General features: G+C 70.7%; 12 protein-coding genes. 6 read left to right on the top strand and 6 right to left on the bottom strand.

Annotated elements, in window-relative coordinates; translation table 11 throughout:
- The first annotated feature begins 96 nt into the window (after positions 1-96).
- From K1T34_RS36555 to K1T34_RS36545, 3 genes are read left to right on the top strand one after another with little or no spacing between them, the layout of a single operon-like run.
- Positions 97-2,991: an aconitate hydratase gene (locus tag K1T34_RS36555; RefSeq protein WP_220239283.1), complete on the top strand. Its 2,895-nt coding sequence runs from the start codon at positions 97-99 to the stop codon at positions 2,989-2,991.
- Positions 2,984-3,703, top strand: coding sequence for an MBL fold metallo-hydrolase (locus K1T34_RS36550; protein ID WP_220239282.1), 720 nt, complete (start codon positions 2,984-2,986; stop codon positions 3,701-3,703). The genes K1T34_RS36555 and K1T34_RS36550 overlap by 8 nt, the downstream gene beginning before the upstream one ends.
- Before the next feature lie 34 nt (positions 3,704-3,737).
- Positions 3,738-6,035, top strand: a complete 2,298-nt coding sequence (locus K1T34_RS36545; protein ID WP_220239281.1) for an aminotransferase class III-fold pyridoxal phosphate-dependent enzyme — start codon at positions 3,738-3,740, stop codon at positions 6,033-6,035.
- Between the two features lie 64 nt (positions 6,036-6,099).
- Here K1T34_RS36545 and K1T34_RS36540 read toward each other — a convergent pair whose 3' ends face one another.
- The 4 genes from K1T34_RS36540 to K1T34_RS36525 form a co-directional block, all read right to left on the bottom strand.
- Positions 6,100-7,569, bottom strand: coding sequence for a serine hydrolase (locus K1T34_RS36540; protein ID WP_220239280.1), 1,470 nt, complete (start codon positions 7,567-7,569; stop codon positions 6,100-6,102).
- A 33-nt stretch (positions 7,570-7,602) separates the two neighbouring features.
- Positions 7,603-8,385, bottom strand: a complete 783-nt coding sequence (locus K1T34_RS36535; RefSeq protein ID WP_304504295.1) for an amino acid ABC transporter ATP-binding protein — start codon at positions 8,383-8,385, stop codon at positions 7,603-7,605.
- Between the two features lie 2 nt (positions 8,386-8,387).
- Positions 8,388-9,170, bottom strand: coding sequence for an amino acid ABC transporter permease (locus tag K1T34_RS36530; protein WP_220239279.1), 783 nt, complete (start codon positions 9,168-9,170; stop codon positions 8,388-8,390).
- Between the two features lie 168 nt (positions 9,171-9,338).
- Positions 9,339-10,172, bottom strand: a complete 834-nt coding sequence (locus K1T34_RS36525; RefSeq protein WP_220239278.1) for an alpha/beta hydrolase — start codon at positions 10,170-10,172, stop codon at positions 9,339-9,341.
- A 280-nt stretch (positions 10,173-10,452) separates the two neighbouring features.
- Here K1T34_RS36525 and K1T34_RS36520 point away from each other — a divergent pair, with 280 nt between their 5' ends.
- On the top strand, positions 10,453-11,118 hold the full coding sequence (locus K1T34_RS36520; RefSeq protein ID WP_220239277.1) for a GntR family transcriptional regulator: 666 nt from the start codon (positions 10,453-10,455) through the stop codon (positions 11,116-11,118).
- Positions 11,119-11,124: 6 nt separating this feature from the next.
- Here the strand turns inward: K1T34_RS36520 and K1T34_RS36515 are convergent, their stop codons facing one another.
- Positions 11,125-12,030: a cyclase family protein gene (locus tag K1T34_RS36515; RefSeq protein ID WP_220239276.1), complete on the bottom strand. Its 906-nt coding sequence runs from the start codon at positions 12,028-12,030 to the stop codon at positions 11,125-11,127.
- 88 nt (positions 12,031-12,118) lie between these two features.
- Between K1T34_RS36515 and K1T34_RS36510 the strand changes: the two genes are divergently transcribed.
- Positions 12,119-12,679, top strand: a complete 561-nt coding sequence (locus K1T34_RS36510) for a GDSL-type esterase/lipase family protein (protein ID WP_220239275.1) — start codon at positions 12,119-12,121, stop codon at positions 12,677-12,679.
- A gap of 134 nt (positions 12,680-12,813) precedes the next feature.
- On the top strand, positions 12,814-13,680 hold the full coding sequence (locus K1T34_RS36505; RefSeq protein WP_220239274.1) for an ABC transporter substrate-binding protein: 867 nt from the start codon (positions 12,814-12,816) through the stop codon (positions 13,678-13,680).
- Positions 13,681-13,798: 118 nt separating this feature from the next.
- On the opposite strand, the gene K1T34_RS36500 is transcribed toward K1T34_RS36505, so the two are convergent.
- Positions 13,799-14,524, bottom strand: a complete 726-nt coding sequence (locus K1T34_RS36500) for a hypothetical protein (protein ID WP_220239273.1) — start codon at positions 14,522-14,524, stop codon at positions 13,799-13,801.
- Positions 14,525-14,874: the final 350 nt, after the last annotated feature.

Raw genomic sequence — 14,874 nt, 5'->3', positions numbered from 1 at the left:
CGGGGGTTCTCCGGATGGGGCCCTGGACGCTCCGCCAGGGCCACTGGTCTCACTTCCGAGCTTATTATAGCCTATAAGCTGTATGGAAGGAGTGCCTTGAGCACAGCGCCGAATACCGCCGCGCCGAACACCCCGGCGCCGAACACCGCAGCCACCTCAGGACCCGACAGCTTCGGCAGCCTCGCCCGCCTCGACCTCGGTGGCGAGCGCTATCGGGTGCACCGCCTCGACGCCGTCCCCGACTCCGAGCGGCTGCCCCTGAGCCACAAGATCCTGCTGGAGAACCTGCTGCGCCACGAAGACGGCCACACCGTCACGGCCGAGCACATCACGGCTCTGGTGCACGGCGGGTCCGACGCGGCCCACGACGTCGTCGCCTTCTCCCCGTCGCGGGTGTTCCTGCACGACACCAACGGCGTGCCCGTGCTCACGGACCTGGCCGCGCTGCGCGACGCCGTCGCCGCGGCCGGGGGCGATCCCCGCAGCGTGCGCCCGCGGATCCCGAGCCACCTGACCGTGGACCACTCCGTGGCCACGGAGGTCTCCGGCCGGGCCGACGCCCTGCGCCGCAACGTCGAGATCGAGTACACCCGCAACGCCGAGCGCTACCGCTTCCTCAAGTGGGGCGAGACGCTCGACGGCGTGCACGTGGTGCCGCCCGGCACCGGGATCATGCACCAGATCAACCTCGAGTACCTCGCGAGCGTGGTGGAACGCCGCGACGGCTGGGCGTTTCCGGACACCTGCGCCGGCACCGACTCGCACACGACGATGGTCAACGCGCTGGGTGTGCTGGCGTGGGGTGTCGGTGGCGTCGAGGCGGAAGTGGCGCTGCTGGGCCAGCCGTTGAGCATGCTGGTGCCGCCCGTGGTCGGCGTGGAGCTCACGGGTGAGCTCGGCCCCGGCGTCACCGCGACCGACCTCGTCCTCACGGTCGTGGAAACCCTGCGCGCGCACGGCGTGGTCGGGAAGTTCGTGGAGTTCACCGGCGACGCCGTGGCGCGCATCCCGCTCGCGCACCGCGCGACGATCTCCAACATGTGCCCCGAGTTCGGCGCCACCGCGGCGATGTTCCCCATCGACGCCGCGACGACCGGCTACCTGCGCCTCACCGGCCGCACGCCGGACCACGTCGCCTCCGTGGAGAAGTACGCGAAGGAACAGCTCCTCTGGCACGATCCTTCGGCGGACTTGCGTTACGACGAGCGCCTGCGGATCGACCTCTCCACTGTGACGGCTTCCCTCGCCGGCCCCCGCCGGCCCCAGGACCGCGTGCCGCTCGCCGCCGTGCCGGCCAACGCCACGGCCGCAATCGAGCACGTGCGCTCCTCGCGCGGTGAAGCACCGTCCCCCGAGCCACCCCACCATCAAGAACCCGACTCCGTCGACGCGACCCACCAGCGAGATCGCGCCGGCTTCCGGATGGGGCGGTCCGATCGGCCCCCGGCCGATCCGACTGCCCAATCCGGAAGCCGGCTCAAAGGCGATCTCGCACGCCCCGGCGGAGCCGGGGCCAAAAAACACAGCGATGGCGATAGCACCGTAGGGCCCGGCGGAGCCGCGGCTGACGGTGCGATAGCCATTGCAGCGATCACCTCGTGTACCAACACCTCCAACCCGCATGTGATGGTCGCCGCGGGTCTGCTCGCGCGCAACGCCCGCGCGCGGGGCCTCACCGCGAAGCCGTGGGTGAAGACGAGCCTCGCGCCGGGTTCGAAGACCGTCACCGAGTACCTGGCGCGCGCCGGGCTGACCGGGCCGCTCGACGAGCTGGGCTTCCAGCTCGTGGGCTACGGCTGCATGACGTGCATCGGCAACTCCGGCCCGTTGCTGCCCAGCGCCGCCGAAGCGGTGGCCGAGCGCGGCGCCGTGGTGGCGTCGGTGCTGTCGGGCAACCGGAACTTCGACGGCCGCATCAACAACGACGTCTCCCTCAACTACCTCGCCTCTCCCCCGCTCGTCGTCGCCTACGCGCTGGCCGGTTCGGTCAAGCACGACCTGACCAGCGAGCCGCTGGGGGTCGACGCCGACGGCCAGCCCGTGCTGCTCGCGGACCTGTGGCCGGACGACGCCGAGATCGACGAGGTCGTGCGCGCGCACCTCACGCCCGAGCTGTTCCGCGAGGCCTACGCCGACGTGTTCGGCGGCGACGAGCACTGGGCCGGCGTGCCCGAGTCCGACGGCCACCACTTCGCGTGGGAGCCGGACTCGACGTACCTGCGCCGCCCGCCGTTCCTCGACGAGGTCACCGAAACCGTCGCCGCGCCAACCGACGTGACCGGCGCGCGCACGCTGTTGCTGCTGGGCGACTCCGTGACCACCGACCACATCAGCCCCGCCGGCCGCATCCCCGCGGCGAGCAGCGCCGGGCGTTACCTCACGGCGCTGGGCGAGACCGACCTCAACACCTACGCCTCACGCCGCGGCAACTTCGAGGTGATGGTGCGCGGCGGGTTCGCCAACCCGCGGCTGGCCAACCTGCTCGCCCCGGACGCCGGCGGCGGCGTCACCCCCGACTTCACGCGCGACGGCGCGCTGGTGCCCATCCACGAGGCTTCCCAGTCCTACGCCGCGGCCGGCGTGCCGTTGATCGTGATCGCCGGCCAGGAGTACGGCACGGGTTCGTCGCGCGACTGGGCGGCGAAGACGACCGCGCTGCTGAAGGTGAAAGCCGTGCTGGCGCAGTCGTTCGAGCGGATCCACCGGTCCAACCTCGTGGCGCTCGGCGTGCTGCCGCTGCAGTTCCTCGACGGCGACAGCGCGGCCTCGCTCGGGCTCGACGGCACGGAGGAGTTCGACCTCACCGGGATCGCCGACGTCGTCGAGGATCCGGCGCGGCCGCTGACGGTGCGCGTGCGCCCGGCGGGCCGACCGGCGTTCGAGTTCTCCGTGCGCGCCCGGCTCGACACCCCGCGCGAAGCCACCTACTACGCGAACGGCGGGGTGCTGCCGTACGTCCACCGCCTGATCCTGCGAGGTGAGCTTGACTGATCCCGCGCCCGTCGTCGAACCGCTGCTGCTCGGCTACGGCCTCTCGTCCGACCAGGGCAGCATCGGGTTCTGCGGCGTCTACCTCGTGCAGTCGCCGCGGCGCCGCATCCTGTTCGACTGCGGTCACGCGGGCCGCCGCCGCGCGCTGCACCGGGCGCTGGCCCGCCACGGGCTCGGCGTGCGCGACGTCGACACGCTGGTGCTCTCCCACGCCCACTACGACCACGTGCAGAACGCCGACCTCTTCGGCCACGCCGAGGTGTTCCTGCACCCGGCCGAACGCGGGCGCGCGCCCGGCGACCCGGTGGCTCCTCCGTGGACGGACGCGATCTTCACCGGACTGGCACTGCACGAAGGCAGCATCGACGGGCTCGAGCTGGCGCCCGGCGTCACGATCACCGGGCTGCCCGGCCACACCGCGGGTTCGCTCGGCCTCACCGTCGAGACCGCCGACGGCACGGCGCTGCTCACCGGCGACGCCGTCCCCTCCTCCCGCGCCCTGCGTGCCGGCCGCGCCACCACAGCGGCGAGCGAGGAAGCGGCCGCCGCGTCGATCGAGCTCGTGCGGAGCCGGGCCGACGTGGTGTACCCCGGCCACGACCGGCCGTTCACGATCGAGGCCGGGCTGCCCGGCCGGTACCTGTTCCCGCGCGTGGACCTCGAGGTGCTCGCGCCCGACCCGCTGACCGACGACCCGCCCGCGCCGTCTTGAGGCGCGGGTCTCCGCCGAAAGGAAGCTCCCCAGCATGACCACCGCCACCGGCATCTTCGCCGAGCCGGCTCCGAAGTTCTCCACCGAGGGCCTGCACGCCGTGCTCGGCGAGCACTGGGCGCTCACCGACCCGGTACTCAAGCCGCTCGACAGCGAACGCGATCTCAACGTGCTCGTCGACGGCCGGTTCGTGCTCAAGATCTCCAACCCCGCCGAACAGGCTGACGTCGTGGACATGGAGACCCGCGCGCTGGAGCACGTGCACGCAGCCGACCCGGAGCTCCCGGTGCCGGAGACGGTCGCGACCACGGCGGGCGAACCCGTCGCGCGCCCGCTTGACGACGCCGGACGCGAATGCCTCGCGCGGCTGATCACGCTGCTGCCCGGGTCACCGCTCGAAGGCGGACCGCTGGATCCCGACCTCGCCGCGCAGGTCGGCGCGGTGGCCGCGCGCGTTTCCGTGGCGCTGCAAGGGTTCTTCCACCCCTCGGCCGGGCGGACGCTGATGTGGGACATCCGGCGGATGCCGGAAGTCCTGACGGCGGCCGGGATCGCGACCGGGCGGCTGGGCGAGCTCGCCCAGCGCGTCGCCCCCGCGCTGGCGGCCACCGCCACGCTCCCGTCGGGTGTGCAGCACGCCGACGTGACCCTCACCAACGTGCTGGCCTCGCGTGCGAGCGTGACCGGCGTGATCGACTTCGGCGACATGCACCACACGGCCGCCGTCGCCGACCTCGCCGTGACGCTGACCTCCGTGCTGCGCTTCAGCGGCGGCGACGCGGATCGCCTGTGGCGCCTCACCGACGCGGTGCTGCGCGGCTACCAGCGGCACCGCTCGCTGTCGCCGGCGGAGGTGGCGGTGCTGGGCGAGCTGGTGATCGCGCGCCTGCTCACGACACTCGCGGTCTCGGCGACCCGGCGCGGGCCGCACGCGGACAACCACCGCTACATCACGCAGTACGACACCAACAGCGAGCAGGCGCTGGAGCTGCTGTCGGCGTTGTCCGTGCGGGAGCTCGCCGACCGGCTGGCGCGGCTGGCGGGCACGCGGGACCTCACGGCGGCGATCTCGCCGGACAGCCTTCCGGCGCGCCGCGCGCAGGCCATGGGCGGCAAGCTCTCCCCGCTGTTCTACCGGCGGCCGCTGGAAATCGTGCGCGGCGAAGGGCCGTGGCTCTACGCCCGCGACGGCGCGCGGTACCTCGACGCGTACAACAACGTCGCGGTCATCGGCCACACGCACCCCGCCGTGACGCAGGCGGTGAACCTGCAGCTGGCGCAGCTCAACACGCATTCGCGCTACCTGCACGCGGGGATCGTCGAGCTCTCCGAGCGCATCCTCGCGACCATGCCGGCACCGCTCGACACAGTCCTGTTCACCACGTCCGGCACCGAGGCCAACGAGCTGGCGTGGCGCCTGGCCACGGAGTACACCGGCGCGGGCGCGGCCGTAATCGCGGAGCACGCCTACCACGGGGCGTCGAAGTGGATGGCGGACCTGAGCTCGAACGAGTGGCCTGCGGGCTACCGGCCCGCCCACGTCGCGACGTTCGAAGCACCGCGCGGCCCGGCTCCCGAGCTGACGGAAACCGTTGCGGCCGAACGGATCCACCGGGCGGACGAGACCCTGCGCGCCGCCGGTGAGCGTCCGGCCCTCGTGCTCGCGGACTCGCAGTTCACCTCCGAAGGCATCCTCGACGTGCCCGGCGAGTTCGTGGCCGGCCTGGTCTCGGGCGCCCACACGGCGGGCGCGCTGTACCTCGCCGACGAGGTCCAGTCGGGCTACGGCCGCAGCGGCCCGCAGCTGTGGCGCTTCCTGCTCGCCGGCGTGACACCCGACCTCGTGACGCTGGGCAAGCCGATGGGCGCGGGCTACCCGATCGGCGCCGTCGTGACGCGGCGCGAGATCGCCGACGCGCTCGCCGGCAGCTACGAGTACTTCTCCACCTTCGCCGCCACTCCGGCGGCGGCCGCGGCCGGCCACGCGGTGCTCGACGTCCTCGGCCTCACCGACCTGCCCGCGCGCGCCGCCGCGACGGGCACGTTCCTGCGGGAGGGTCTGCGAGCGCTGGCCGCGGAGGAACCGCTGCTGGGCGAGGTCCGCGGCACCGGGCTGCTCGCGGGTGTCGACGTGCTCGGCTCGGGTGCCTCGACGTCTCGCGAAGTCACGCGCGCGCTCCTCTCGGAGCTGGTCGGGCAGGGCGTGCTCGCCGGGTCCACCGGCCCGCGCGGTGACGTGCTGAAGGTGCGGCCGCCGCTGGTGTGGGAGGACACGCACGTGAGCCAGTTCCTGGAGCGGCTGCGGCGTGCGCTGGCGGAACTCCGGGCCTGACAACTGAAACCGGCCGTGAGGTCCGCCGTCGGTGCGGCAGACCTCACGGCCGGGGGCCGAGGGATTACTTGCGAAGCTCGCCGCGCGCCGGCGGCAGCGTCGTCGGCCCGGAGTTGACGTTCGTGGCGTGGCCGACCGTGACGCCGGTGTCGTCGAAGGCCAGGTCGAGCCGGTCGACGAACGGTGACTCCAGGAAGTGCCACGTCAGGTGCAGCTCGTCGGCCGACCACCACTGCCCGGCGGCGAGGACGGCAGCCGTCGGGTCCTGGTAGGAGTGGTGCAGGCGCCACACGCTGACGCCGGTGTCCTGGCGCGTCCAGGTGCCCACGCCGTGGTCGATCGGGTGCCGGCCCAGCTCGTCCTCGACGACGACGTGCACCGAGCCGTCGCGGACCTCGACCGCCAGCGACACGAGACCCTGCTCGTTGGGCTCGAAGTCGTACGTCGCCGTGAACCCGGCCCTCTGGACCGCGGCGCCGACGGTTTCGGGCTCCTGCACGCGGTCCACCCACGCGGCCAGATCGTCTACTTCGGACTGTTCCCGAGCCGGGCTCTCGAACGCCGTGGTGAACGCGGACCGCAACATCCCCGGCAGGTCGTGGTAGCTGCCGTCGCCCATGGCGCCGGTGATCACGACCACGCCGTCGTGGCGGGGGAAGACCATGCATTCCTGGCCGAAAATGCCCGAAGCGCTGTAGATCCCGGCTTCGGTCGTCCAGAACTGGTAGCCGTACCCCTCGTCGGCGACGACGTCGGGCGCGGGCGGCACGAGCTCCTTGCCGTTCCACTCCCCGCTGATCGCGCGGCGCACGTGCAGCGCCGAAGCCTTCTGCACCCAGCCGGCCGGCAGCACGCGGGAACCGTCCCACACGCCGTCCTGCAGGTGCAGCACGCCGAAGTTCAGCAGATCGCGCGGGCGCAGCGAAAGCCCGTTGCCGCCGCTGGAAACGCCCTCGGGGTCCCGTTCCCACGTGTAGTCCGTGATCCCCAGCGGGTCGAACAGCCGTGGCCGCAGGTACTCGTCGACCGGCTGACCTGAGACTTGCTGCACGATCGCCGACAGCACGTGGCTCGTGGTGCTGCTGTAGGTGAAGTTGCGCCCCGGCAGCTCGACCACGGGCTCCTCGAGGAACTCGTCGACCCAGCCCGTGCGCCGCAGCCGCGTGGTGGCGCCCGACAGCCCGCGCGCGTGACCCGTGCACATCGTCAGCAGGTCGCGCACGCGCATCCGGCCGAGGTTCTCGCTCGGCTCGCCGCCCAGCCGGTCGGCGAAGAAGCCGACGACGGGGTCGTCGAGGGAGAGCAGGCCCTCGGCCTCGGCGAAACCGACGGCCGCGGACGTGAAGCTCTTCGTGGCCGAGTGCACCTTGTGCCGCAGGCCCGGTTCGTGCGGCCACTGCCACAGGTCCAGCACGGTCCGCCCGTGGCGGTGCACGAGCAGGGAGTGCACACGCATCCCGCGCTCGGCCATCGTCTGCAGCAGGGTGTGGACCGGGCCCGGGTCCAGCGCCGGGTCGTGGAAGGCGTTGCTCATGCTCACCGTTCTCGTGCGGAACTTCTTACCGGATTACAGGACCTGCGAAAGGAACGACTTCAGCCGCGGCGTCTGCGGGTCGGTCAGCAGCTGCCGGGCCGGCCCCTCCTCCGCGATCACGCCGCTGTCCACGAACAGCACGCGGTCGGCGACCTCGCGGGCGAAGTTCATCTCGTGCGTCACCACCATCATCGTCATCCCGGACGACGTCGCGAGGTCGCGCATCACGTCGAGCACGCCCTTCACCAGCTCGGGGTCGAGCGCCGAGGTCGCCTCGTCGAACAGCATGATGTCGGGCTCCATCGCGAGCGAGCGCGCGATGGCCACGCGCTGCTGCTGCCCGCCGGACAGGTGCGAGGGCCGTGCGGACGCCAGCGCCCGCAAGCCGACCTTGTCCAGCTGCTGCATCGCGCGTTCCCGCGCTTCCTCGCGCGACATCTTGCGCACGCGCCGCAGCGCGAGCGCGATGTTGTCCACCGCGCTCTTGTGCTGGAACAGGTTGAAGTGCTGGAACACCATGCCGGTGCGCGAGCGCACGGCGTTGAGGTCCACCTTCGGGTCGGTGATCGTCTGCCCGTGCAACCGGATCGTGCCCGACGTCGGCGGGGACAGCAGGTTCACGCACCGCAGCAGCGTCGACTTGCCCGACCCCGAGGCGCCGATGAGGCACACGGTCTCGCCGCGCGCGACCGTCGCCGACACGCCCTTGAGCACCTCGACGAGGCCGAAGGATTTGCAGATGTCGACCAGCTCGATCGCGGGGACGTCGGCCTTCGCCTCGTCCTGCGCCTGCGGAGAAGTCGTTACCTGGTTCACGTTCACGCTCCCGCTTCGAATCCGGTGGCACCGACGGGGACCAGCGGCTGCGGCGTCGCGGCCGGGCCGCCGCCACCGCCGCTCGCCGGACGGCGGCCTTCGCGGAGCCGCTTGTCGAACCAGTTCACCAGGTGCGTCAGCGGCACCGTGAACACGATGTAGACCAGGCCCGCGGCCACGAACGACGACGAGTTGTACGAAATGGACTGCGCCTGCTGCGCGATGAAGTACAGCTCGCGCTCACCGACGGCCAGGCCGAGCAGGTACACCAGCGAACTCTCCTTCACGGCCACGATGAACTGGTTCGCCAGCGCCGGCAGCACGTTGCGGATGCCCTGGGGCACCACGACGAGCAGCTGCGTGCTCAGGTGGCTCATCCCGAGGCTGCGGCCGGCCTCGGCCTGGCCGGGCGGCACGCTCTGGATGCCCGAGCGGAAGATCTCCGCGATGTAGGCCGCGTTGATCAGGCCCACCGCGAGGATCGCGTAGCCCATCGGCGACTGGCCGAACAAGCGCACGCCCGCCGACGGCAGCCCGATGCCGATGAGGCTCACCGTGACGATGGCGGGCAGGCCGCGGAACACGTCGACGTAGACGCGGGCCGGCATTCGCAGCCACCAGCGCGTGGAGATGAGCAGCATCGCCAGCAGCAGGCCCACCACCAGCCCGAGGACCAGCGCGAGCGACGCGATGATCAGCGTGTTGCGCAGGCCCTCCCCGAGCAGCGAGGGCAGCACGGCGAGGATCTGGTGGATATCGAAAAAGGAATGCAGGAAATCGCCCATGGGACCAGGTGTCCTTACCTCGGTTCGGCCGCGGACCGCTGGAGTGCGCGCGGACCCGGGCTCAGCGGGGTCGGCGACGGTACCGGCCGGCAGTTCGTCTTATAGACTATAACTGTGACGTGGCGCTCACGGTAGCAGATTCGACAAGATAGTCAACGACTGAAGTGCTCACTTCACACGGCTCGCGAGCAGGCCGGCGAAGAAGTCCTGGACCACGGGGATCACCAAGCTGCCCTGGTGGGCCACCCCGGGCACCACATCGAACCGCACGGAGAGCCCGCTGCGCTCGAAGCTGTCACGCAGCGTCTCGATGCGCTCGATGCGCGTGCGGCCGGTCTTCTCCACGCCGTCCATCCAGTTCGGACCGCCGGCGTTGTTGATCTCCCACGTCTCCACGTCCGCGGAGCCGACCACCATCTGCACCGGCACGCGGCGCAGGGCCGCGAGGTCGAGCTCGATGCCGAACTTCTCGCGGAAACCCCCGGTGCCGAGCCACCACGGCAGCGAGTCATCGAGCTGCGTGATGCGGCCCGGCGCGCCGATCGAGATGCCGGCGAGGCGGTCGGGGTGGGCGTAGAAGAACCGGTGCGCGAACTGCCCGCCGCCGGAGAAACCGTGCAGGAAGAAGGTTTCGGTCTCGGTGTTGAACTCCTCGCCGACCTCGTCGACGATGTGCAGCAGCTCTTCGTCGAAGCGAATCCCGTCGTACTCCAGGAACTTGAAGCTGTGCAGCTCGCGCCGCTTGCCGATGCCGGCCGGGAACAGCGGCGTGAGGATCACGCACCCGTTGCGGGTCGCGAAGTCCGCCCACTGGTTGCGGTAGCGCTCGGCCGAGCGGCCCGTGCCGTGCTGCACCACGACCAGCGGCAACGGGGCGGCATCGGGTGTGTGGTCCTCCGGCACGAACAGCCCGTAGGACAGGCGCTGGTCGTGGCCGGAAGCGAAGAACGGGGTCGCGCCGACGAAGTGGGCTCCCTGCGAGTCGGGTTCGGTGGTGGTCATGGCAGCCGGGGCCTCTCAGAGTTCGGGGGCGGGTCAGAGTTCGGGGACGGGCACAAGCGGTGCACTACGCACGCAGACGATATAGGCTATAGGTTCATTCGAGGACCTGAAGACACCGTTTGACACTGTGTGATGCGACAACTCCGGGCGAGCGGACCACGAGGCCGCCTCAACCGGCACGACAGGATGCAGGCCGCAGGCCACAGCCTGCCCACCGAGCGGGAGGGAGACCGATATCCTTGCGGTCCCCCTTTGTCCGCCCAGAGAGATTGTCAGGCCGATGACCCACCCCCGCCCAGCCCTCACGAAGAACGCGTACGTCTACGAGGAGCTGCGCCGGCGCATCTTGGCCGGCGAGCTGATCCAGGGCCAGTCCATCTCCCAGGAGCAGCTCGCGGCCGAGCTCGGCGTGAGCACCACTCCCCTGCGCGAGGCGCTGCGGCGGCTCGACGCCGAAGGGCTCGTGACGATCGACGCGCACCGCGACGCGCGGGTGAGCCGGCTCAACGCCGAGGAGGCCCGCAGCCTCTTCGAGGTCCGCGAACGCCTCGACCCGCTGGCCACCAAGCTCGCCGCCACGCGCCGGACCGAGGCCGACATCGCGGCGATCGAGTCGGCGCTCAAGGACCTCGAGCCACTGAGCACGTCCACCGGCTTCGACTCGCTGCTCGTGCACCGCGCGTTCCACCGCAGCGTCTACACGGCCTCGCACAACCCGCTGCTGATGACGCTGCTGGACGGGCTCTGGGACAAAGCCGACCGTTACCGGCTGATCGGCCTGCAGTCCAAACCGGACTCCCCGCAGGACCAGGAACGCGTGCGGCGCGAGCACATCGAGATCGCCCGAGCCGTGATCTCGGGTGACGCCCGCACGGCCGAGCGGACCATGAAGAAGCATGTGCTCGGCAGCCTCGGCCGCCGGGCGATCGCCGCGCTGGAGGCCTGAGCACGCTCACAGGAGCGCCAGCGGGTTGGCCGGCGAACCCGTCCCGCCCTCGACCACGAGCGGCGCCACTACGAAGAGGAACTCGTGACGACCTTCCTCGGCACACGCGGCGGCCAGTGGTTCGAGCGCGCAGTTGTCCACCACGGCCAGCCCGTAGGCGAAGATCGCGCCGTGCACGGTCCACGGCACTCCCCCGTCGTTCGGGGTCCGGTCGAGCATGTCCCACGCCAGGGCGGCGCAGTCGTGGTCGCGCAGGAACGTCAGGCAGGAGGCGTGCAGGCCCGGCCGGCTCTCCTCGGTGCCCCAAGGCGGGTTCTCGCGGTCCCACGCGTCGCGTCCGCAGTGGACGACCACCGCGTCGCCGGGGCCGACGGAGACGCCTTGCGCCTCGGCGATCTCCTCCAGCTCGTCGCCGTGCACCGGGCGGTCGAGAGTCACATACGGCTCGCCGCGGAAGGCCGCCACGTCGAGCAGGACCCCGCGAGTGACGATGCCCTCGCGCCAGTGGTCCACCGAACCCCAGCGGCTGCCGCGCGAGGTGAGCTCGACGTCGGGGTCGCGGCCCTGCCACAAACCGCGCTCGTCCCAGACGTGACAGAGCGCGTCGACGTGGGTGGAGGCGACACCGTGGTACTCGATGCCGTAGTAGTCGCCCGAGATCCCGCCGGTGCCGCGGGGCGTTTTGGTCGTGTAGTGCGAGGCCGGCCGCGGGTTGTCCACGTGCGGGCGGGTCGGGAACGGCCGGCTGAGCGACACCGAGCGGCCCGTGCGCACGAGTTGCGCGGCTTCGGCCCGCTTGGCGGCGGTGATCAGGTTGACGGCGCCGACTTGGTCGTGGGCGCCCCAGCGGCCCCAGTTGCTGCGGCCGTGGAGCTGCTCCTCGACCTCGGCGCGGGTCCAGTCACGCGCCACCGCTCCACCTCTTCCGGCTCGCCTCCGAGTTTTGGTATTTTCTAAGCTACAAGTACCAGATTGTCAACCGCGTGAAAGGCGGCGACGAGTGAAGACGATCGTCCTGTTCGGCGACAGCATGCTGGGCCGGTTCACCAAGCCCCGCATCGACCAGCTCGAGGCCGAGGCGGGCGACGTGCTCGTCTTCAACTGCGCCGCGGGCGGCTGGAAGAGCGACGACGGGGCGCGCCGCGCGGCCACGATCGCCAAGACCGAGCCCGACGTGGTGGTGTTGTCCTTCGGCGCCAACGACTGCGCGCCCGACCGGCTCGTGGAGCTCGATGCGTACGCCGAGAACATGCGCACGATCGCCGCCGCCTTCGCCCCGGCCACGCTGATCGGGTTCCTGCCGCCCTCGATCGAGGAGATCGACGGCGTCGGCAAGCGCGGGCGTACGAACGCCGTGCTCGACACCTACCGGCAGGTGCTGCGGGAGGTCGTCTCGGCCGCGAACTCGGTGGACACCGACGCCGCGGTGGCACCGCTCGTCGCCGCCGGAGCGCCGGTCCACGAGGACGGTCTGCACCTCACCGGAGACGCGTACCGACTCGTGATCTCGGCACTCGCCGAGCGGATCTCGGCCGTCGGCACCGCCTCCGACCTGCACTGATCTTCCCAGAGACGCCGTACTGAAGCCGTGACTACAGGTCGTTGACGTTCTGAAGTTCTATAGCCTATAGTTCCGCTCCATCGTCAGCGCTCCCCGCTTTCTCTCCCCACCTCTCGGTCTGGCGAAGGAGACCCATGAACCGACTTCCCCTGCGGCGCGCGCTCGGTGCGCTCGGCCTCGCCGCACTCACCGCCGCCTCCGTCACCGCTTGCGGCGGCGGCGACTCCGCGGCCGGCGACGACTTCGGTCTCGCCCAGCCCGGCACCATCACGGCGGCGGTCACGGCGGGCGACTACCCGTTCGTCTCCCCCGACGCCAGCGGCAAGCCGGTCGGCCTGCTCGTGGACCTGAACAACCTCATCGCCGACCGGATGCACCTCAAGATCGTCTACAAGACGACCACCGTCCAAGCCGGACTCCCCGGTCTCACCAGCGGTCAGTACGACCTGATGTCGGTGGGCCTGGTGGCGAGCGACGAACGCAAGAAGAGCGTGGCCTTCACGAAGGCCATCTTCTGGGGCCAGAACGTGGTCGTGGTCCCGGCGAGCTCGACCGCGAAGTCCATTCCGGACCTGGCCGGCAAGCGCGTGGGCGCCGGCGCGAACAGCACGCAGGAAGACTTCGCGAAAAAGAAGATGACCACGTCGCAGCTCGTGTCCGAGGCCACCGACGGCGCGGGTGTGAACCAGCTGCTCGCGGGCAACCTCGACGCGATGGTGCTCGGCTCGACGCACGTCGGGCAGATCTTCACCGAGCACCCCGGCAAGCTCAAGGTCGCGCTGACCTCACCGCAGGACCAGCCGGGCGCCGAGGCGGTCAACAAGAAGCTGACCAAGTTCCTCGACGCCTACAACACCGAGCTCAGTGCGCTCGCGAACGACGGCACGTTCCTCAAGCTGTACCAGAAGTATTTCCCGAACCTGCCGTACCCGACGCAGATGTACCAGTTCTGGCCGTCGATCCAGCAGCAGATCGAGAAGCAGGGCAAGCCGACCCCGTAGCCCGACGGGGCTCGGTGCCCCGCCGCGCCTTCCCGTGGCGCGCAGTGGGGAGACAAGGGGTTTCCTGCCCACGCCGGGCAGGAAACCCCTTGTCGTTTCCGGTGTTCGGCTCACCCGCTCAGCAGGTGACGGACACCTTGGCCCCGGCCTTGAACGACACGTGCACGTGGTCGAAGTGGTTCGCGGTGGGGCTGCCGCGGTCCTCCATCGGGTCCCAGCCGCTGCCGGTGTTGATGCGCTGGCGCCAGATCACGTACGTCACGCCGAACTCGCCCTGGTGAGCCAGCACGTATGCGGCGAGCGCGTTGCCGGTCGCGGTGTCGACCATGAAGTCGAGCGCGAGACCGGCTGGGTGGTCGCTCGTACCCGCCCGGCCGGCGCGGCCGCCGACGGAGCCGACCTTGAACTTCGTGAGGATGTGGTTGCCCACTTGGGCCGCGTTGGGTTGCGCACCGGCCAAAGTGGACGAACACGCCTTACCGGCGGACAAGGTCTGCTTCGCCGCGGGCGGGGGGTTCGGCTTGACCTTCGCGACCGGCTTCGTCGTCGTCGGCTTCGGGGACGCGACCGACATGCGGGGACTCGACGTGCTCGGGGTCGTACTGGGGGTCGTCTGGGTCGGGCTGCTCGGCGTCGTGCTGCTCGGCGTGGGGGCGCCGGACAGCGAAGCGCTCGAAGCGGGCTGCGGGGCGCTGAGGGCGAGGCGGTCGGCGGCCGAGACCTGCCCACCGCCCGGGATAGCGCCCGTCAGCCACACGAGGGCCACCAGTCCGAGTGCGGCGAACACGCCGACCCCGACTGGCAGCCGCCACGACAGCGACCGGTAGCGATGTCTTCCGGACATCCTGGTGCACCATTTTCTTCGCTCGGGGAACGCGCGCCGCGAATTCGGGGGATACGGCGCACGCAAAGCGGCCTCGACATTACGAATCGGACACGGCGATGTCACTGCCGAGTGATTGTCCGCACAGATCAACACCGATCGATGCAGGTCAGCAGTGATGTTGACTTTCCGGCTACCCGCCATTGACACGGCCTGTTCAACCATTCCGCGCAGCCATGGTCACGGTGCGCGAGGCCGTGGTCGCGCATTCCGTCGACGCGTTTTCCATGATCACCGCTGCGCGACCGAGCAGGGCCGAAGAGGCTTCGGAACCGATACCGAAGGGTGGACCCGGTTGACGAACCGCCGTT

The organism is Amycolatopsis sp. DSM 110486 (assembly GCF_019468465.1).
GTDB lineage: Bacteria > Actinomycetota > Actinomycetes > Mycobacteriales > Pseudonocardiaceae > Amycolatopsis.
This window is presented reverse-complemented; position numbering and strand designations above follow the sequence as displayed.

Excerpts from the sequence above, each read along its gene's own strand:
- K1T34_RS36545 (WP_220239281.1), top strand. The coding sequence starts at position 3,738 with ATGACCACCGCCACCGGCATCTTCGCCGAGCCGGCTCCGAAGTTCTCC.
- K1T34_RS36540 (WP_220239280.1), bottom strand. The coding sequence starts at position 7,569 with ATGAGCAACGCCTTCCACGACCCGGCGCTGGACCCGGGCCCGGTCCAC.
- K1T34_RS36530 (WP_220239279.1), bottom strand. The coding sequence starts at position 9,170 with ATGGGCGATTTCCTGCATTCCTTTTTCGATATCCACCAGATCCTCGCC.
- K1T34_RS36525 (WP_220239278.1), bottom strand. The coding sequence starts at position 10,172 with ATGACCACCACCGAACCCGACTCGCAGGGAGCCCACTTCGTCGGCGCG.
- K1T34_RS36520 (WP_220239277.1), top strand. The coding sequence starts at position 10,453 with ATGACCCACCCCCGCCCAGCCCTCACGAAGAACGCGTACGTCTACGAG.
- K1T34_RS36505 (WP_220239274.1), top strand. The coding sequence starts at position 12,814 with ATGAACCGACTTCCCCTGCGGCGCGCGCTCGGTGCGCTCGGCCTCGCC.
- K1T34_RS36500 (WP_220239273.1), bottom strand. The coding sequence starts at position 14,524 with ATGTCCGGAAGACATCGCTACCGGTCGCTGTCGTGGCGGCTGCCAGTC.